Origin of the sequence: Vibrio sp. Vf1514 (genome assembly GCF_052076135.1) — a bacterium.
Classification (GTDB): Bacteria; Pseudomonadota; Gammaproteobacteria; order Enterobacterales; family Vibrionaceae; genus Vibrio; species Vibrio furnissii.
Genome location: NZ_CP197267.1, coordinates 1,868,386 through 1,887,063, shown reverse-complemented (window position 1 = coordinate 1,887,063; position 18,678 = coordinate 1,868,386). Strand labels below are relative to the sequence as shown.

18 protein-coding genes are annotated in these 18,678 nt (G+C 49.7%); 12 read left to right on the top strand and 6 right to left on the bottom strand.

Going from position 1 to position 18,678, the window contains the following annotated elements; genetic code table 11:
* Positions 1-12: 12 nt before the first annotated feature.
* Genes hisB through hisIE form a run of 5 tightly spaced genes read left to right on the top strand, consistent with a single transcriptional unit; the run spans position 13 to position 3,864 of the window.
* Positions 13-1,086 carry a bifunctional histidinol-phosphatase/imidazoleglycerol-phosphate dehydratase HisB gene (gene hisB / locus ACS18Q_RS08690; RefSeq protein WP_441256933.1) on the top strand — a complete coding sequence of 358 codons (1,074 nt, stop codon included), beginning with the start codon at positions 13-15 and terminating at the stop codon, positions 1,084-1,086.
* Complete coding sequence (hisH, locus tag ACS18Q_RS08685; protein ID WP_143678873.1) at positions 1,086-1,697, top strand: imidazole glycerol phosphate synthase subunit HisH; 612 nt, start codon at positions 1,086-1,088, stop codon at positions 1,695-1,697. The genes hisB and hisH overlap by 1 nt, the downstream gene beginning before the upstream one ends.
* A gap of 48 nt (positions 1,698-1,745) precedes the next feature.
* A complete protein-coding gene (gene hisA, locus ACS18Q_RS08680) occupies positions 1,746-2,483 on the top strand; it encodes a 1-(5-phosphoribosyl)-5-[(5-phosphoribosylamino)methylideneamino]imidazole-4-carboxamide isomerase (RefSeq protein ID WP_004725392.1) in 738 nt (245 codons plus the stop codon).
* Positions 2,465-3,238: an imidazole glycerol phosphate synthase subunit HisF gene (hisF, locus tag ACS18Q_RS08675; RefSeq protein WP_004725394.1), complete on the top strand. Its 774-nt coding sequence runs from the start codon at positions 2,465-2,467 to the stop codon at positions 3,236-3,238. The genes hisA and hisF overlap by 19 nt, the downstream gene beginning before the upstream one ends.
* Positions 3,235-3,864 carry a bifunctional phosphoribosyl-AMP cyclohydrolase/phosphoribosyl-ATP diphosphatase HisIE gene (gene hisIE, locus ACS18Q_RS08670; protein ID WP_004725396.1) on the top strand — a complete coding sequence of 210 codons (630 nt, stop codon included), beginning with the start codon at positions 3,235-3,237 and terminating at the stop codon, positions 3,862-3,864. Before hisF ends, hisIE begins: the two co-directional genes overlap by 4 nt.
* Positions 3,865-3,914: 50 nt before the next feature.
* On the opposite strand, the gene ACS18Q_RS08665 is transcribed toward hisIE, so the two are convergent.
* Positions 3,915-4,607, bottom strand: coding sequence for a pseudouridine synthase (locus tag ACS18Q_RS08665; protein WP_441256932.1), 693 nt, complete (start codon positions 4,605-4,607; stop codon positions 3,915-3,917).
* A gap of 308 nt (positions 4,608-4,915) precedes the next feature.
* On the opposite strand from ACS18Q_RS08665, the gene ACS18Q_RS08660 reads away from it, so the two are divergent.
* Positions 4,916-7,144, top strand: a complete 2,229-nt coding sequence (locus ACS18Q_RS08660) for an NADP-dependent isocitrate dehydrogenase (RefSeq protein ID WP_441256931.1) — start codon at positions 4,916-4,918, stop codon at positions 7,142-7,144.
* Between the two features lie 153 nt (positions 7,145-7,297).
* Here the strand turns inward: ACS18Q_RS08660 and ACS18Q_RS08655 are convergent, their stop codons facing one another.
* On the bottom strand, positions 7,298-7,864 hold the full coding sequence (locus ACS18Q_RS08655) for a PadR family transcriptional regulator (protein ID WP_154180139.1): 567 nt from the start codon (positions 7,862-7,864) through the stop codon (positions 7,298-7,300).
* A gap of 198 nt (positions 7,865-8,062) precedes the next feature.
* Between ACS18Q_RS08655 and ACS18Q_RS08650 the strand changes: the two genes are divergently transcribed.
* Both ACS18Q_RS08650 and ACS18Q_RS08645 read left to right on the top strand, forming a co-directional pair.
* A complete protein-coding gene (locus ACS18Q_RS08650) occupies positions 8,063-9,337 on the top strand; it encodes an L-lactate MFS transporter (RefSeq protein WP_441256930.1) in 1,275 nt (424 codons plus the stop codon).
* Between the two features lie 13 nt (positions 9,338-9,350).
* Complete coding sequence (locus ACS18Q_RS08645; protein WP_004725406.1) at positions 9,351-11,297, top strand: FAD-dependent oxidoreductase; 1,947 nt, start codon at positions 9,351-9,353, stop codon at positions 11,295-11,297.
* 137 nt (positions 11,298-11,434) lie between these two features.
* On the opposite strand, the gene cspD is transcribed toward ACS18Q_RS08645, so the two are convergent.
* Positions 11,435-11,656 carry a cold shock domain-containing protein CspD gene (gene cspD, locus ACS18Q_RS08640; RefSeq protein WP_004725408.1) on the bottom strand — a complete coding sequence of 74 codons (222 nt, stop codon included), beginning with the start codon at positions 11,654-11,656 and terminating at the stop codon, positions 11,435-11,437.
* A gap of 531 nt (positions 11,657-12,187) precedes the next feature.
* On the opposite strand from cspD, the gene clpS reads away from it, so the two are divergent.
* Both clpS and clpA read left to right on the top strand, forming a co-directional pair.
* Complete coding sequence (clpS, locus tag ACS18Q_RS08635; protein WP_038151016.1) at positions 12,188-12,508, top strand: ATP-dependent Clp protease adapter ClpS; 321 nt, start codon at positions 12,188-12,190, stop codon at positions 12,506-12,508.
* 40 nt (positions 12,509-12,548) lie between these two features.
* A complete protein-coding gene (gene clpA / locus ACS18Q_RS08630) occupies positions 12,549-14,816 on the top strand; it encodes an ATP-dependent Clp protease ATP-binding subunit ClpA (RefSeq protein WP_014204897.1) in 2,268 nt (755 codons plus the stop codon).
* 145 nt (positions 14,817-14,961) lie between these two features.
* On the opposite strand, the gene infA is transcribed toward clpA, so the two are convergent.
* From infA to aat, 3 genes are all read right to left on the bottom strand, one after another.
* Complete coding sequence (gene infA / locus ACS18Q_RS08625) at positions 14,962-15,180, bottom strand: translation initiation factor IF-1 (RefSeq protein ID WP_004725411.1); 219 nt, start codon at positions 15,178-15,180, stop codon at positions 14,962-14,964.
* An 81-nt stretch (positions 15,181-15,261) separates the two neighbouring features.
* Entirely contained in the window at positions 15,262-15,963 is a 702-nt protein-coding gene (locus ACS18Q_RS08620; RefSeq protein ID WP_004725413.1) for an arginyltransferase, read from the bottom strand.
* A 2-nt stretch (positions 15,964-15,965) separates the two neighbouring features.
* The gene (gene aat, locus ACS18Q_RS08615; protein WP_441256929.1) at positions 15,966-16,694 is read right to left on the bottom strand and encodes a leucyl/phenylalanyl-tRNA--protein transferase; all 729 of its coding nucleotides are present in this window, start codon (positions 16,692-16,694) and stop codon (positions 15,966-15,968) included.
* 66 nt (positions 16,695-16,760) lie between these two features.
* On the opposite strand from aat, the gene ACS18Q_RS08610 reads away from it, so the two are divergent.
* Both ACS18Q_RS08610 and aroA read left to right on the top strand, forming a co-directional pair.
* Entirely contained in the window at positions 16,761-17,216 is a 456-nt protein-coding gene (locus ACS18Q_RS08610) for a glycine zipper 2TM domain-containing protein (protein ID WP_004725417.1), read from the top strand.
* 170 nt (positions 17,217-17,386) lie between these two features.
* Positions 17,387-18,667: a 3-phosphoshikimate 1-carboxyvinyltransferase gene (aroA, locus tag ACS18Q_RS08605; RefSeq protein WP_441256928.1), complete on the top strand. Its 1,281-nt coding sequence runs from the start codon at positions 17,387-17,389 to the stop codon at positions 18,665-18,667.
* Positions 18,668-18,678 lie beyond the last annotated feature (11 nt).

The window sequence follows — 18,678 nt, the reverse complement described above, 5'->3', positions numbered from 1 at the left end:
AAGGACATTCCCGTGAGCAACCAACAGAAAATTCTTTTTATCGACCGTGATGGCACCTTAATTGTTGAGCCGCCAGTCGATTTTCAAGTTGACCGTTTAGACAAACTCAAACTTGAACCGTATGTGATTCCGAGTCTTTTGACGCTGCAGGATGCGGGTTACCGTTTGGTCATGGTGACCAATCAAGACGGTTTGGGGACCGACAGCTACCCGCAAGAAGACTTCGATGCGGCCCATAACATGATGATGGAGATTTTCGAATCTCAGGGCGTGAAATTTGATGACGTGCTGATCTGCCCACACTTTGAAAAAGACAACTGTTCATGCCGCAAACCTAAATTGGGCATGGTGAAAGCGTATCTGCAAGGTGGCAAAGTCGATTTCAAACACTCCGTGGTGATTGGCGATCGCATGACCGATCTGCAACTGGCAGAAAACATGGCGATTCGCGGCATTCAATATCATCCGCAAACCATGGGCTGGCGCGAGATTGTGAAAGACCTGACCGTCAAAGCGCGCACAGCAGAAGTAGTTCGTAAAACCAAAGAGACCGATATTCTGGTCGCGGTGAATTTGGATGAAACTGGTGGCAATCAAATCGAGACAGGTTTGGGCTTCTTTGACCACATGCTGGATCAAATCGCAACCCATGGCGGTTTCCAACTCAAACTGAAAGTCGTGGGCGATTTGCACATCGACGACCACCACACGGTAGAAGACACTGCATTGGCGCTGGGTCAGGCTCTGAAAGAAGCACTGGGTGACAAACGCGGCATCGGTCGCTTTGGCTTCACCCTGCCAATGGATGAATGTTTGGCGCAATGTGCGCTGGATTTATCGGGGCGCCCATACCTGAAGTTCGACGCAGATTTCAGCCGCCCGCAAGTGGGCGATCTGTCGACGGAAATGGTGTATCACTTCTTCCGCTCTTTAACCGACACGCTGGCGTGTACGCTGCACCTGTCGTCGGCGGGTGAGAACGATCACCACATCATCGAAAGCTTGTTTAAAGCCTTTGGCCGCACGCTGCGCCAAGCGATTCAGGTGCAGGGCAATGAACTGCCGAGCAGTAAAGGGGTGCTGTAATGAACCAGAAAGTTGTCATTATTGATACCGGTTGTGCCAATGTCTCTTCAGTGAAGTTTGCCATTGAACGTTTGGGCTACGACGTGTCGATTTCGAAAGACCCAGAAGTGGTACTCGCGGCAGACAAGCTGTTCCTTCCCGGCGTCGGTACGGCCAGCGAAGCGATGAAAAACCTAGAGCAGCGCAACCTGATTGAGCTGGTCAAGAAAGTGGAAAAACCGATGCTTGGGATTTGCCTTGGCATGCAGCTGATGGGCAAACTGTCGGAAGAAAAAGGCCAGAAAGCCGATGAGATTGTCGACTGTCTTGGTCTTGTCAGTGGCGAAGTGCGCCTGATGCAAACTGGTGACTTGCCGCTGCCGCACATGGGGTGGAATACCGTGTCGGCCAACGCTGGCAATCCGCTGTTCAAAGGCATCGAAGCGGGCGAGTATTTTTACTTTGTTCACAGCTTTGCCATGCCGGTTGGCGATTACACCATTGCGCAATGTGAATACGGTCAGCCCTTCAGCGCTGCGATTCAAAACGGCAACTACTACGGGGTGCAGTTTCACCCAGAACGTTCATCAAAAGCTGGCTCTCAACTGATTCGAAACTTTTTGGAACTGTAAGGATTGGCGCCTGACGACCCTGTCGTCAGGCTGGCATAAGGATTTAGAATGATCATTCCCGCATTAGATTTAATTGAAGGTCAGGTCGTCCGCCTTTATCAAGGCGATTACGGCCAAGTGACCGAATACAAAGTAGACCCGGCAGCGCAGTTCAACCTGTATCACCAAGCGGGGGCGAACTGGCTGCACTTGGTGGATTTAACGGGTGCGAAAGACACCTCTGCGCGCCAGCTGGACTTAATTGCCAAGCTCTTGGCGAGTACGCCAGCCAATATTCAAATTGGTGGCGGCGTACGCAGCGAACAAGATGTGATTGACCTGCTGGAAGCAGGCGCGCAACGGGTGGTTGTCGGCTCCACAGCGGTCAAGCAGCCGGAGCTGGTGAAAGGCTGGATGAGCAAATATGGCGCGGAGAAAATCGTGCTCGCACTCGACATCAACATCGATGACAGCGGTGTGCGCAGAGTCGCTATCTCCGGTTGGCAGGAAGATTCAGGCGTGACCATTGAAGCGCTGATTGAGGACTACCTGACCGTTGGGCTCAAACACGTTCTGTGTACCGATATTTCACGCGACGGCACGTTGGCCGGTTCCAACGTGGACTTGTATGTCGACTTGTGCAAGCAGTACCCGCAAGTGCAATTCCAGTCATCTGGTGGCATTGGCAGCTTAGCGGATATCGAAGCGCTGAAAGACACTGGCGTGGCAGGCGTGATTGTTGGCCGCGCGTTGCTGGATGGTAAATTCACCGCTGAGGAGGCATTCGCATGTTGGCAAAACGCATAATTCCGTGTCTTGATGTCCGTGATGGACAGGTGGTGAAGGGCGTTCAGTTTCGTAACCACGAAATCATCGGTGACATCGTACCGCTGGCAAAACGTTACGCAGAAGAAGGTGCTGATGAGCTGGTGTTTTACGATATCACCGCATCAAGCGATGGCCGAGTGGTGGATAAGAGCTGGGTGGCTCGCGTTGCAGAAGTGATCGATATTCCGTTCTGCGTGGCGGGTGGCATTAAATCCGCAGATGACGCGGCGCGCATTCTGGAGTTTGGTGCTGACAAAGTCTCCATCAACTCACCCGCGTTGGCCAATCCGCAGCTCATCACTGATTTAGCGGATAAATTTGGTGTTCAATGTATTGTCGTCGGCATCGATTCCTATTACGACAAAGAGACGGGCAAATATCAGGTTTACCAATTTACCGGTGATGAAGCGCGCACCAAAGCCACCCAATGGGAAACCAAAGATTGGGTGCAAGAAGTGCAAAAGCGTGGTGCAGGTGAAATCGTGCTGAATATGATGAACCAAGATGGCGTGCGAAATGGCTACGATTTAGAGCAGCTCAATATGGTACGTGCAGTCTGTAAAGTGCCGCTGATTGCTTCGGGCGGCGCGGGCGCGATGGAACACTTTGCTGACGCGTTTAAGTTGGCGAATGTCGACGGCGCGCTAGCGGCATCGGTATTTCACAAGCAAATCATCAATATCGGTGAACTCAAACACTATCTAAAACAACAACAGATCGAGGTAAGAGGATGAGCCAAGCAGTAATGACAGCGCTCTCAGACCGCATTAATTGGGACAAGGTCGATGGTCTGGTGCCGGCGATCGTTCAAGATTTCTCATCCAGCCAAGTGTTGATGATGGGCTACATGAACCAAGATGCGCTGGCGAAAACGATAGCAACCAATCAAGTGACGTTTTTCTCGCGCACTAAGCAACGTCTTTGGACCAAAGGCGAGACATCGGGCAATGTACTTGAACTAAAAAACATCGCGCTTGATTGCGACCAAGATACGTTGCTGGTCAAAGTGAATCCAATTGGCCCAACGTGTCACACGGGGACAACGACGTGCTGGGATGGTGACGCACAAGAGGAGTCGCAAATGGTGTGGCTTCATCAACTTGAGCAGCTACTGGCTGCCCGCAAGAGTGCCGACCCAGAATCCTCTTACACCGCTAGCCTTTATGCGCGTGGTACCAAACGCATTTCGCAGAAAGTGGGCGAAGAAGGCGTTGAAGTCGCGCTTGCGGCGACGTCGGGCGATAAGGCGGAGCTGATTTGCGAATCGGCGGATTTGATCTATCACCTGTTGGTTTTATTACAAGACCAAGGGTTATCGATGAGCGATGTGATTGATAAGCTCAAAGAACGTCACAAGTAAACACAAAAAACGCCCCGAATTGGGGCGTTTTTTTATGGGATGTCGGCACATTAAATCTCAATGTGTTTCCATTCTCCGGGCTGTAGATCGCCCAAAACAATGTCACCCATTGAATAACGAATCAGACGCAAGGTCGGGAAGCCAATATTGGCCGTCATACGGCGTACTTGGCGGTTGCGCCCTTCAATAATGGTAATGGCGAGCCAGGTGGTCGGAATGGCGGCGCGAAAGCGCACCGGTGGATGACGTTCCCACACCTCGGGTTCCGGTATGATTTCAACGATGGCAGGCAGGGTCAGGCCATCTTTCAATTCCACGCCGTTTCTGAGCTTGTCGAGATCGGCTTCCTGAGGCGCGCCTTCCACTTGCACCCAATAGGTTTTGGGTGATTTGGATTGCGGCTGGGTCAGCTTGGCTTGCAAAATGCCATCGTTGGTCAACACCATCAGGCCTTCACTGTCGCGATCGAGGCGGCCGGCGGCATACACATCTTTGACTGGAATGAAGTCGGCCAGCGTTTTACGCCCATCCCCGTCGGTAAACTGACTCAGCGTGTCGAACGGCTTGTTAAAAATCACCACTTGACGTTCTTGAGGTGACACTCTCGGTTTGTCAGTCCGTGAACGCGACGTGGATGTCGGCTGAGTTGAGCGTGCAGAACTTGGGCGTTTTGCCCGTTTAAAATGAGGTTTGCCTGCTGGACGAGGAGAAGAGGATGCAGCTCGCGGTGAGCGGGATGACATGTTAAGTACCTTGCAAAAATGTGAATGAGTTGTGTTTGAAAGTTTTCTGGCGAACGATTTTGGGCTATCATTTGCGCGCCCGAAAACAGGATTAACGAACAAGATGATAGACTATTATCTTGCTTTTGTTTAATTATAACTACCTTCACTCACGGACTAAACCGAACACAATGAATGTCGTTCGACCTGAGACTTGAAAGAGTGGGATTATCGTGCGCAAGTTTGAGGATGTAATACTTACTTGAGTACGGACATTCACACAGTGCCGTTTCATCCAATGGTGCTGTTAGAACACATAGGGAAAGTTCATGCCTACAGAAAAACCTACAATTATCTACACTATTACTGACGAAGCACCGGCACTGGCTACGTATTCATTGCTGCCAATCATTCAGTCTTTCACGGCATCGTCAGGCATCAACGTTGACACGCGTGACATTTCACTAGCAGGCCGCATTCTGGCCAACTTCCCTGAGCATTTGAAAGAAGAACAACGCATTGGTGACGCACTGGCTGAACTGGGCGAATTGGCTCAGACGCCAGAAGCAAACATCATCAAACTGCCAAACATTTCTGCCTCGATTCCTCAGCTGAAAGCTGCGATCAAAGAGCTGCAAGAGAAAGGCTACGCGCTACCAAATTACCCTGAAGAGCCAAGCACGTACGAAGAAGAAGCGATCAAAGCAACGTACGACAAAATTAAAGGTAGCGCCGTAAACCCAGTGCTGCGTGAAGGAAACTCTGACCGTCGCGCGCCAGCATCAGTGAAGAACTATGCGAAGAAAAACCCACACTCAATGGGCGCATGGTCCAAAGACTCTCAATCACACGTTTCAAGCATGGAAGATAAAGACTTCTTTGGCAGCGAGAAATCGGTGACGCTGAGCGGTGCAACGCAAGTTTCAATTGAGTTTGTTGGCGACGATGGCTCAACCAAAGTGCTGAAGAAACCATTTGCCCTGCAAGACAAAGAAATCATCGACACCAGCGTGCTCAGCAAAAAAGCACTGGTTGAATTCTTTGAAAAAGAAATTGCGGATGCGAAAGCGCAGAACGTTCTGCTGTCGCTGCACATGAAAGCGACCATGATGAAAGTGTCTGACCCCGTGATTTTTGGTCACGCGGTGAAGGTGTACTACAAAGACGTGTTTGCGAAATACGGTAAAGTATTTGAAGAGCTGGGCGTTGACGTGAACAACGGCTTGGGCGATGTGTACGCGAAAATTCAGACTCTGCCAGAAGCGCAGCGCACTGAAATTGAAGCGGCGATTCAAGCGGTTTACAACACTCAACCACCACTGGCGATGGTTGATTCTGACCGTGGCATCACCAACCTGCATGTCCCAAGTGACATTATCGTTGATGCGTCTATGCCTGCGATGATTCGTTCTTCTGGTCAAATGTGGGGCCCAGACGGTAAACAGAAAGATACGAAAGCGATGATCCCCGACCGTTGTTACTCAGGCGTTTACCAAGCGGTGATCGAGTTCTGCAAAGAGAACGGCGCGTTTGACCCAACCACCATGGGCAGCGTACCGAACGTGGGTCTAATGGCTCAGAAAGCGGAAGAGTACGGCTCACACGATAAAACGTTCATCCTTGATGCAGACGGCGCTGTGCGTGTTGTCGATGCTGAAGGCAATGTTCTGCTTGAGCAAGCTGTGGAAGCAGGCGACATCTTCCGTATGTGTCAGGTGAAAGATGCGCCAATCCAAGATTGGGTGAAACTGGCGGTAACTCGCGCTCGCGCATCTGGCGCACCAGCGGTATTCTGGCTGGACGAAGCGCGTGCGCACGATGCAGAGCTGATCAAGAAAGTGAACCAGTACCTGCCTGAGCACGACACAGCTGGTCTGGACATCAAGATCCTGTCTCCGGTTGAAGCGACGAAGTTCTCACTGGTTCGTATCAAGCAAGGTCTGGACACGATCTCCGTAACGGGTAACGTACTGCGTGACTACCTGACTGACTTGTTCCCAATTCTGGAACTGGGTACGTCAGCGAAAATGCTGTCTATCGTGCCACTGATGAATGGTGGTGGTCTGTTTGAGACTGGCGCAGGCGGCTCGGCTCCAAAACACGTTCAACAAGTACAGAAAGAAAACCACCTGCGTTGGGACTCACTGGGTGAATTCCTGGCTCTGGCTGCTTCTCTGGAGCACCTGAGCGTGGTGACTGGCAATGCGAAAGCACAGGTTCTGGCGGACGCATTGGACAAAGCAACGGGCAAATTCCTTGATACCAACAAGTCACCATCACGTAAAGTGGGTGAACTGGATAACCGTGGTAGTCACTTCTATCTCGCGATGTATTGGGCGGAAGCTCTGGCAGAGCAGACGGCAGATGCGGATCTGGCTGCGGAATTTGCCCCAATCGCGCAACAGCTGAAAGCCAACGAAGCGACAATCGTTGCTGAATTGAATAGCGCGCAAGGCGTTGCGGGTGATTTGGGCGGTTACTACCTGCCAGTCTTTGAGAAAGTGGCGCCACTGATGCGCCCGAGTGCGACGCTAAACCACATCGTGGATCGCGCGTAAGTCTCGTTTCTCGTCGACTCGAGCGAGCAATAAAAACGGCCCTGAGATGGGCCGTTTTTTATGTCAGTTTTTGCGCAAAGGAGAGGGCGCGGAAGCGCGTGTTTTCGGCGCTATTTCATCTTCATCATCTTCATCACCCTCATCGTCTCCATCTTAGTTTTCATCGACGGATTGCGGCACTGGGGATGAGTCGCAATACCCGATGACTTTATTAAGCCATTCGAGGGTCATCTCTTCTCGCATAATGGCGTTTTCCAGAATGATGAAGTCACCAAATCGATCGCTGTCAAGAGCCGGAACATCCGGGTATTGCTCCAAGGTTTTTTTCAACGCATTGAGGCGCTTGGTGTGTTGCATCTTTTGGCTTTCGAGCAATTTAACGCGGCTAGTCAAATCGATGTTATTGGAAAAATACATCCGGACGCGAAACACATCCTTCGCGGTTTTCCCCATCATTTCATCTTTGTGCAACCAGCGAATGAGCTGATCCCGACCTTCTTCAGTAATGGTGTAGGACTTTTTCTCTAAAATATCGCCGCTGATCTCAATATCAAACGTCACCAATTTTTCCTGATGCAGCTTCTTCAGCTCGGTATAAATCTGGCTGTGGTTGGCGTGCCAAAACTCCGCTAATTCGTAATTGAACTCTTTTGCTATGTCATATCCGGTCATCGAATGACGGTTTAATAACCCCAGAATGGCATATTTGAGTAGTCTCATTCGTACGTTCTCGTCGATCAATTTTCATCAAATCATATCAAAGCGCCCAAAATCGAACAATAAACCTGATTTCGAACAAAGAATGAGTCAATGCAAACATGTCAATATTTACATGTTTTCGAATAAATATGAATTTGAAGAGAGATTGGAGGGGTGAATGAACATGTACCGATGCGACAGGATTCAGGGGAAGGCGTTATGACCGAAGCCTATACTCAAAAACGTTGGGCTATTTTAGTGGCCTGCTGTTTTATTAATTTATGCGTTGGATCGATGTACGCATGGAGCGTGTTTTCAACGCCCATGGCGCAATACTTGGGGGCGCTCAATGGCATCACGTTAACCGGGACAGACTTAGCCATTGTGTTTATTGTGTGTAACTCTGTCGGCCCCATTACCATGATTTCTGGCGGCAAAATTAACGACACATTTGGCCCGAAACTGGTGATTTTCATCGGTGGGTTGTTGTTTGGCGGCGGCATGTTCCTGTCGGGTTATGCCACACAACTCAATCATTTGGTGTGGAGTTATGGCATTGTCACCGGGTTAGGACTCGGCATGGTGTACGGGGCAACCATCAGCACCAGCATCAAATTCTTCCCTGATCATCGTGGCCTTGTGGGTGGTTTAACCACCGCGTTGTTTGGCGTCAGTTCCGTCATCATTCCACCCATTGCCGCGGTCATCATTTCTTCGTTCGGCGTCATTGCCGCATTCAAAATCATTGGTGCCGTATTTACGGTGATTGTCTGCGCCAGCGGGTTAGTGATTACCAAATGTCCCGATGGATTCAAACCGGCGGGTTGGGAGCCAAAACACACAGCGGGTGCCCCTGCGATTGTCAACAAAGATTGGAAAGAGATGCTGGCCTCGCCAACTTTCTACGTGCTGATCTGCTTATTGATGTCTGGCGCAGTTGCCGGATTGATGTGCATACCACTGGCTTACCCCATGGCACAAAACATGATTGGGATGGATGTCGCAGCAGCGACTGGCGCGGTCTCGACCTTGGCGTTCTTCAATGTGTCTGGTCGCGTGCTGGCTGGCGTGTTGTCTGACCGCATTGGCCGACTCAATACCTTAGCGTTGACCTGTTTACTCTCCATCATTGGCCTGTATCTGCTGTACATTGCCGGCCAAGGTGATGTGACAGAGTTCTACATCGGATTATCGATCGTGGGAATCTGTTTTGGCTCTTTTATGGGCGTTTTCCCTGGCCTGACTGCCGATCAATTTGGGCCCAAAAACAACAGCGTGAACTTTGGGATTATGTTTACCGGGTTTGCTGTCGCAGGTTTCTGTGGCCCAACCATTATGCGTAGCGTCTTTAACGCCACCCGCAGCTTTGACCACGCCTTCTTAATTGGTATCGCATTTAGTGTTCTTGGTCTGATTCTATCTTTCGTGTTTCGCATGGTGAACCAAGCTTCAAATCAAAAGCTTACTGTGCAAGCGCATCCAAAAAATTTGTAACGGGCATATCGCTATGAAAAGAAAATTTCCACACCTCAGCAAACCCATCAAAATTGGTAACGTGTACTTTAGAAACCGCATGTTTGGTGCGCCAATGGGCGGCACCGACATCACTGCAGATTGCACCATTGGCCCGGCATCAACCAAGTTTTATGAAAACCGAGCCAAAGGTGGCGTGTCGAGTGTCACCGTGAGTGAATTGGTGGTTCACCCAGAGACCGAAGGCTCGCACATGTACCACCTAGATTTACAAACACCGGGATCGCTTGCCAGCTTTACATACACAGCGGATGCGATTCGTCGCCATGGCGCGATTGCCAGCGTGGAGCTGTCTCACTCCGGCCAATACGCAGGGACGTACCTCACCGACAAGAGCAAAAAAGAAGGCTTGTGCCAATGGGGACCAAGTAACACCACACGTCCTGATGGTCGTGAAGTGCGAGAGCTGACACAAGCGCTGATTGACGACATCGTTGCGGCCTACGGCGAAAAAGCTGCACTCGCCAAACGCGCAGGTTTTGAAATGGTGATGGTGCATGGTGGCCATGGTTGGTTGATCAACCAGTTCCTGTCGCCTTACTTTAACAAACGTACCGACAAATACGGCGGTAGCATCGAAAACCGCGTGCGTTTTGCACAAGAAGTGTTAGACAGCGTGCGTAAGGCGGTTGGTCCGGGTTTCCCTATTGAGTTTCGCTTAAGTGGTTCAGAGCTATTTGAGGGGGGCTACGACTTAGCGGAAGGGATCGAAATTGCCAAGCTGATTGAAAGTCGTATCGATTTGCTACACGTGTCTGCAGGCACGTATCAACGTGGCTTTGGCGTGACTCACCCATCCATGTTCTTGCCACACGGCAGCAACGTGTATCTGGCGGAAGCCATCAAACAACAGGTGTCTGTGCCTGTGGCAACGATTGGTGGTTTGAACGATCCAGCACAAATGGAAGAGATCATCGCTTCCGGCAAAGCGGATATCGTGGAAATGGCGCGAGCGCTGTTGGCGGACCCAGAATTGCCGAAGAAAGTGATCACTAACCAAGATGACCGCATTGTGCGCTGTCTGCGTTGTTTCACTTGCATGGCCGAGCGCGCACAAACCGCGACGCGTCGTTGTACCGTGAACCCAATTATCGGTCGTGAGTTGGATGGATTGGAAATTGTTCCAGCGGCAACGAAGAAAAAAGTGCTGGTGGTTGGTGGTGGTCCTGCGGGTCTGCAAGCCGCGCTAACCGCTGCGAAACGCGGTCATGACGTTATTTTGTGTGAAAAGGGCGATGAAGTGGGCGGCATCTTGATTGGTGAACAGGCCATTTCTTTCAAATACGAGATGTACCAACTGGGTGTTACGTTGGGCAAACTGTGTGAAGACGCCGGCGTCGACATTCGTTTGAACACCATGGTGGATAAAGCCTATGCTGATGCGATTCAACCCGATCACATTATTCTGGCGGTCGGTTCCGCACCGTTTATGCCACCGATCAGTGGATTGAAAGAGAACGCTGTGCTGATTAATGACTACCATCATCACGTCAACGACATCAGTCACGACGTGATCGTGCTCGGTGGTGGCTTGGCGGGGTGTGAAGCTGCAATTCACTTAGCGCGTGAACACAAAAACGTGACATTGATTGAAATGAACAGCGAGTTGTCACCTGATGCGAATATCCGTCATCGTCCGTTGTTGCTGGCTGAAATTGAAAAATCTGGCATTACTGTGTTGAAAAATCACAAAGCCGTTGAAGTGCGTGCTGATGGTGTGGTGTGTGAAAATGCGGATGGCGAAACCGTGCATATCGATGGGTCCAGCGTGATCTGCGCGCTAGGTCAGCGTTCTCGCCGTGCGAGTGTGGATGAATTGTGGGATTGCGCACCGCTGGTAGCGCAAGTGGGCGACTGCGTGAAAGTCTCAACCATTACAACCGCGATTTACCAAGGGCATCATGCTGCGTTAGATATTTAACGCACGATCGCCTCACGTTTCATTCAAAAACAAAGAGCCAACACCCAATTGACGAAAAGTGACCACTTGACGAATGGGGGTTGGCTCATGTTACTCCGGTACAAATACCGTTTTTTATTTACAACAATTGGCAGCGATTATTTTGCTAATTGACCTTCAATCGGTACGACGCTGCTTGCGTGGTAGCCTTTCGGTCCTTGTTCAACCTCATACGACACTTGCTGACCCGCCTTCAACGTGCGGTAGCCATCCATTTTGATCGTTGAGTAGTGCGCAAAAATGTCTCCATCTTCACCTTCCGGACAAATAAACCCAAATCCTTTGGCGTTGTTGAACCATTTTACTGTACCTGTAGCCATGCTATACATCCCTCATGCATTTATTTACTGATGTTGTTGAAGAAAACCCTCACTATTTTCCATCTTGGCGTTTTCTCAATCGTGAATAGCCATTCAGCCGCTGCCAAATTTTTAGTCACTAATTGACCAATGTAGTCAATGATTGAACACAGTCAATAGGAAAAACGTATAAAGGTACGGAGTTTTATAAGTAAATCACTATTGTTGTCTCTCTAACTGACGTTCCCATCGTTTAATTGCAACTTCGTTAACTTTCGCGTTGCTATCGTCGCATTTTGATAAAGATGACATTTGCAAATAGCGATGCATATTGTGAATGGGTTTGCATAATGATGGCGGATTTTTAAACGTTCGCTTGTGTGATGAGCCCGGATAGCAATGTTTTATTTGCAGCGATACAATTGCTGCATTAGTCTCTTAGTAAGGGTTGTTTTTCACCTGAACTGACAGCATGTTAGGTTATGAAACCGTGCTGATAGAAGAGACTGAAATGTCTAATTTGTATGAGAAACAGTCTGAAACACGGCCGTCATGAGTAGAAACTTTGAATGGGTGACTCCAGGCTCAGATTTACTGGAGCGAGAAGAAACAGCAATTAAGCCACCGGCGATGTATAACGTAGTGTTAAACAACGATGATTACACACCGATGGACTTTGTTATCGAAATCCTGGAGCGTTTTTTCTCGATGGATATAGAACGAGCGACTCAAGTGATGCTGAAGGTGCATTACGAAGGGAAAGCAATTTGTGGCACATTTACTGCAGAGGTTGCAGAGACGAAAGTCGCACAGGTGACAATGTACTCAAGGGAAAATGAGCATCCACTTCTGTGTACCATGGAGCGAGCTTAATACTTGCGACGACAATGTGGTTGTTCCTTAAGGAGGCCTTATGCTTAACAAAGAACTAGAGTCGAGTCTAAACGGCGCGTTCGCTCGAGCGCGAGACAAAAGACATGAATTTATGACCGTCGAGCACCTCCTACTTGCATTGCTGGAAAACGATGCAGCGAAGGAAGCATTACTGGCCTGTCAGGCAGACATCGACATACTACGTCGTGAACTTGACACGTTTATCGATCAAACAACCCCCCTGATTCCTGAAAACGATGAAACACGTGAAACCCAACCAACGTTGAGTTTCCAGCGTGTGCTTCAGCGTGCGGTGTTCCATGTTCAGTCTTCTGGCCGCAGTGAAGTGACTGGTGCAAACGTGCTGGTGGCGATTTTCAGTGAACAGGAATCTCACGCAGCATACTTGCTGAAGAAAAACGACATCAGTCGTTTGGATATCGTGAACTACATTTCACACGGCATCACCAAAGCATCGAGCTCTGGCGATGAATCATCACCGGATTCATTCGGTACGGAGAGCGGTGAAGAGATCAGCGCTGACGAACGTTTGGAAAGCTTTGCGACCAACTTGAACAATTTGGCGAAACAAGGTCAGATCGACCCGCTGATTGGTCGTGATAAAGAGCTGGAACGAACCATTCAAGTGCTGTGTCGCCGCCGTAAAAATAACCCGCTGTTAGTGGGTGAGGCGGGTGTCGGTAAAACGGCCATCGCGGAAGGCCTTGCATGGCGAATCGTGGAAGGCCAAGTACCGGAAGTGATTCAAGACAGCGTGATTTACTCGCTGGACATCGGTTCGCTGCTGGCAGGCACCAAGTACCGTGGTGATTTTGAAAAACGTTTCAAATCGATTTTGAAACAGCTTGAGAAAGAAAAAGACGCCATTCTGTTCATTGATGAAATCCACACCATCATTGGTGCGGGTGCCGCTTCTGGCGGGCAAGTCGATGCGGCGAACCTCATCAAACCGTTGCTGAGCAGTGGTAAGTTGCGCTGTATTGGGTCGACCACGTATCAGGAATACAGCAATATTTTTGAAAAAGAGCGTGCGCTATCTCGCCGCTTCCAAAAAATCGACATTGTGGAACCATCACTTGATGACACCACGAAGATTCTGATGGGGCTGAAACCGAAATATGAAGCGCACCATGATGTGCGTTACACCAAAGAAGCACTGCGTGCTGCGGTGGAACTGTCGGCGAAATACATCAACGAACGTCATCTGCCTGATAAAGCGATTGACGTGATTGACGAAGCGGGCGCGCGAGTTCGCTTGCTGCCAGCGAGTCGCCGTAAGAAAACCGTCGGTGTGGCGGATATCGAAGCCATGGTGGCTAAAATGGCGCGTATTCCCGAAAAATCAGTCTCTTCTTCGGATAAAGATATTCTGAAAAATCTTGATCAGAAAATGAAGATGCTGGTGTTCGGACAAGACAATGCCATTGATGTGCTGTCTGAATCCATCAAACTGACTCGTGCAGGATTGGGCTCGGATAATCGTCCGGTGGGGTCATTCTTGTTTGCTGGTCCAACGGGTGTGGGTAAAACCGAAGTCACTGTGCAACTGTCGAAACTGCTGGGCATCGAACTGCTGCGCTTTGACATGTCGGAATACGGTGAACGTCATTCGGTCAGCCGTTTGATTGGTGCGCCTCCGGGCTACGTAGGTTTCGACCAAGGCGGCCTGTTGACCGATGCGGTGATTAAGCATCCTCATTCGGTGGTATTGCTAGATGAGATTGAGAAAGCGCACCCGGATATCTTCAACTTGCTATTGCAGGTCATGGATAACGGCACGCTAACGGATAACAACGGTCGTAAAGCCGACTTCCGTAATGTCATTTTGGTGATGACCACCAACGCGGGTGTGGCGGAAACTGTGAAGAAGTCCATTGGTATGATTCAGCAGGACCACAGCCATGATGCGATGGCGGAAATCAAGAAAGTGTTCACACCTGAGTTCCGTAACCGCCTTGACCACATCATCTGGTTTAACGCGCTGGACGAACGTGTGATTCATCAGGTGGTCGACAAGTTCATCGTCGAGCTTCAGGTTCAGTTGGATGCACGCGGTGTGTCTCTGGAGGTCTCGGAAGACGCTCGTCACTGGTTGGCGGTCAGAGGTTATGACCGTGACATGGGTGCCCGTCCAATGGGACGTGTGATTCAGGAACAACTGAAGAAACCGTTGGCGAATGAGCTGCTGTTTGGCTCACTGGTTGATGGGGGCACGGTGAAGGTGAATCTGAACGATGACCAACTGACCTTTGAGTACATGGGAACCAAAGAAGAAGTGGTTCACTGATGGTGCGAAAGCATTTCGCTTAGGTCCAATTATCATCCATAAAAAAGCGCACTCTTTGTAGTGCGCTTTTTCTTTGTCGTTCTGTCTCTTAGGCAACAAAAACGGAGCTTATAGCTCCGTTTTTGTTGCATTCGAAAATCAGTGATTAACGAGCACGGAAGACGATGCGGCCTTTAGTCAGGTCGTACGGAGTCATCTCAACAGTCACTTTGTCACCAGTAAGGATACGGATGTAGTTCTTACGCATTTTACCAGAGATGTGAGCTGTCACTGTGTGACCGTTTTCTAGCTCAACACGGAACATTGTGTTTGGAAGAGTATCAAGGACAGTACCTTGCATCTCAATTACGTCTTCTTTAGCCATTTAATCCTCTTTAGAAATTAGGCAAAAATTAACGGTCGCATTCTGCCGTTAATCGATCAATAAGTAAAGTTGGGGCGTATTCTACCCTTGCCAACGCTGATTTACTAGCCTTTGATGAGGTTGGAAGCGCACTTTGTAGTTCATGGCAGGGCATTCATCGATTTGATATCCCAAATAAAGCCACTGTTTGTTCATCTGGCGACACAGTTCCAACTGAATGAGGACCCCCAAGGTCCCGATGGACAAGGTCAGATCAGGATCAAAGAAAGTATAGAACGCGCTGGCGCAATGGGGCATGAAGTCAGTAATGGCAACGGCAATTAACTTATCGTTCTGATAAATATGAAGATAACGGGTCTCTAACCACAGCGAATGGGCAAATTTATCAAACTCATCTTTACGAGGCGGGTACATGCTGCCATCGCGATGACGGGCTTTGATATAACGGGCGTAGAGTGCGAACCACTCGCTATCCATGGTCTCTTTGAGCTCCCAACGCACATCGTCCCGCGTCTTATTCAGCAAGCGTTTTTGGCTTTTTGAGGGCGTAAAGTCGGCCACGGAAACGCGGAGCGCTTCGCATGCGCTGCACGTATCGCAATGGGGCTTATAGATGGTGTCGCCGCTACGACGAAACCCGTTCGCCAGCAAAATTTCATAGTTCTCGGGGGTTTGCATCTGAGTGTCGATGGCCACTGCCACGCGCTCCATGCGGTCTTTAAGGTAGCTGCACGGGTGGTTGTTGGTGAGACCAATACGAATCTGTTGCAGATCGGAACTCATAATTACTCCTCAGCAGATGTTTCAACGGGGCACGAGAGCCACTGGGGTTGAAAACAACGTTCTGTGACATGCTGTTCTTTTAAAGATAGCAACGATTGCATAAAGTTGTCGCGGGATAATTCCTTAGCGCCCAATGATTTAAGGTGTGGGTTCATCACTTGGCAGTCAATCAGTTTGCCCTGATGGGGGCTGAAATGGTGGCAAAAATACCACAGGGCGATTTTAGAGGCGTTGGTCGCGGTGCTAAACATCGATTCGCCACAAAATAATTGACCCACTTCAATGCCGTACAGCCCGCCCACCAAGGTGTCGTGCTGCCACACCTCCACGGAATGACATTTGCCTTCGCGAGCCAATTGCCCGTAAGCCTGGCGCATCGGCTCATTCAACCATGTCTCTTGTGGGGAGCGCACCGCGGCGCACATTTCGATGACATCCGTCGTGGCATGATTAATACTGACGGTATATTGATGCTTGCGCTGAAATTTTTTCACACTTTTTGCCGGTATGAAGGTCTTAGGATCAAACACGGCTCTTGGCGACGGGCTCCACCATAAAATGGGTTCACCGGGGCCAAACCACGGGAAGATGCCCTGCTGGTAACCCTGGTAAATACGCGTTGGATTCAGGTCCCCGCCAAAGGCCAGTAAACCATTGGGCTCTTTGAGTGCGGAATAGGGCGACGGAAAATCAAAATGTTCCAACGCCAGTTCGGTGAGATATATCGCCATTGCGTGATCGGTTTCCTAGTCGCTCAACATTGTCCCAATAACAGTCATCCCTCAAAGGAGATAAACATGAAACGCTGGTTATGGATCTTATTGATTTTTCCTCTGTTTGCCAATGCTGCCTATCAGCGAAATCAAGCACGCCCGGTGAACGACGTGGTGTTTGGTCAAATTGAAACCGTTCGCTACATCTCTCAGCAAGACATGGTGCACTCCAAAGCAAACGGCTGGGAAACTTTACTTGGTGCCGTTGTCGGCGGCTTGATTGGCAACCAGTTTGGTGATGGTCATGGCAGAGAGGTGGCCACTGCCATTGGCGCTGTGGCTGGCGCAGGTGTGGCGCGTGCCAACGCCAATCAAAGTTATCAGGTCGAATATCGCTTGGTGGAAGTTCTGATTAAAACCGCCGACGGCAAGTTAATCGATGTGATTCAAGATGTCGATCGTCATATGTTATTTAGCCCAGGCGATCGCGTTCGTATTCTCTATTTTAATGATGGCGTTCGCGTTGATAAGGAATTATAACCCTTACAACATGCAATTTTGCTGGCTGCGTGGGCCTGGCAAGAATTTCATTTTAAACCGCAGATTAGCACTGGCGCTCCTTTGGGAATTTGGTTAGTCTGCGGTTACGAAGAATTTTCACTGCCCTAAATAAAAACAGGAATAGTGGCGGTGCAAGGAACACAACTTTAATGGAAAGCCTCACGTTACAACCCATTTCAAAAATTGACGGAGAAGTGAACCTTCCGGGTTCTAAAAGTGTATCAAACCGCGCTTTATTACTTGCGGCACTCGCCAAAGGTACGACTCGTCTGACCAATCTACTCGACAGTGACGATATTCGCCACATGTTGAATGCGCTGAGCAAGCTGGGCGTGGTGTATCGCCTGTCAGAAGATAAAACTGAATGTGAAGTGGAAGGACTGGGTAAGCCGTTTACCGTGTCTGAACTTCAAGAGCTGTTCCTCGGCAATGCAGGCACCGCGATGCGCCCACTGGCGGCGGCGCTCTGTTTAGGCGAAGGCGAGTTCATCTTAACCGGTGAACCACGTATGAAAGAGCGTCCGATTGGCCATTTGGTCGATGCGCTGCGTCAAGCTGGCGCGCAAATCGAATATCTCGAAAATGAAAACTACCCACCATTACGCATTACCGGGACTGGGCTTGAATCAGGCACCGTGACGATCGATGGGTCGATTTCTAGCCAATTCTTAACGGCATTTTTGATGTCGGCGCCACTGGCCAAAGGTAAAGTGACCATTCAAATTGATGGTGAATTGGTTTCCAAACCGTACATTGATATCACATTGCACATCATGGAACAGTTCGGCGTTCAGGTGATCAACAACGATTACCAAGAATTTGTGATTCCGGCGGGTCAGTCTTATGTATCGCCTGGCAACTTTCTGGTTGAAGGGGATGCCTCTTCGGCGTCTTATTTCCTCGCGGCAGCGGCCATCAAGGGCGGTCAGGTGAAAGTGACCGGTATTGGGAAAAACAGCATTCAAGGTGACATTCAGTTTGCAGAAGCGCTGGAAAAAATGGGCGCGCACATTGAGTGGGGGGAAGATTACGTCATTGCTCGCCGCGGCGAACTCAATGCGGTTGATTTGGATTTCAACCACATTCCGGATGCGGCGATGACCATTGCCACGGCCGCGTTGTTTGCCAACGGCACCACCGCCATTCGCAATGTGTATAACTGGCGTGTGAAAGAGACGGATCGTTTGGCGGCGATGGCAACTGAGCTACGTAAAGTGGGTGCGACGGTAGAAGAGGGTGAGGATTACATCATCATCACGCCACCTCAAAAGTTGATTCACGCAGCGATTGACACGTATGACGATCACCGCATGGCCATGTGCTTCTCGCTCGTTGCGTTGAGCGATATCCCAGTGACCATCAATGATCCGAAGTGTACGTCAAAAACGTTCCCAGATTACTTTGATAAGTTTGCACAACTGAGTCATTAAAGTGATTGAAA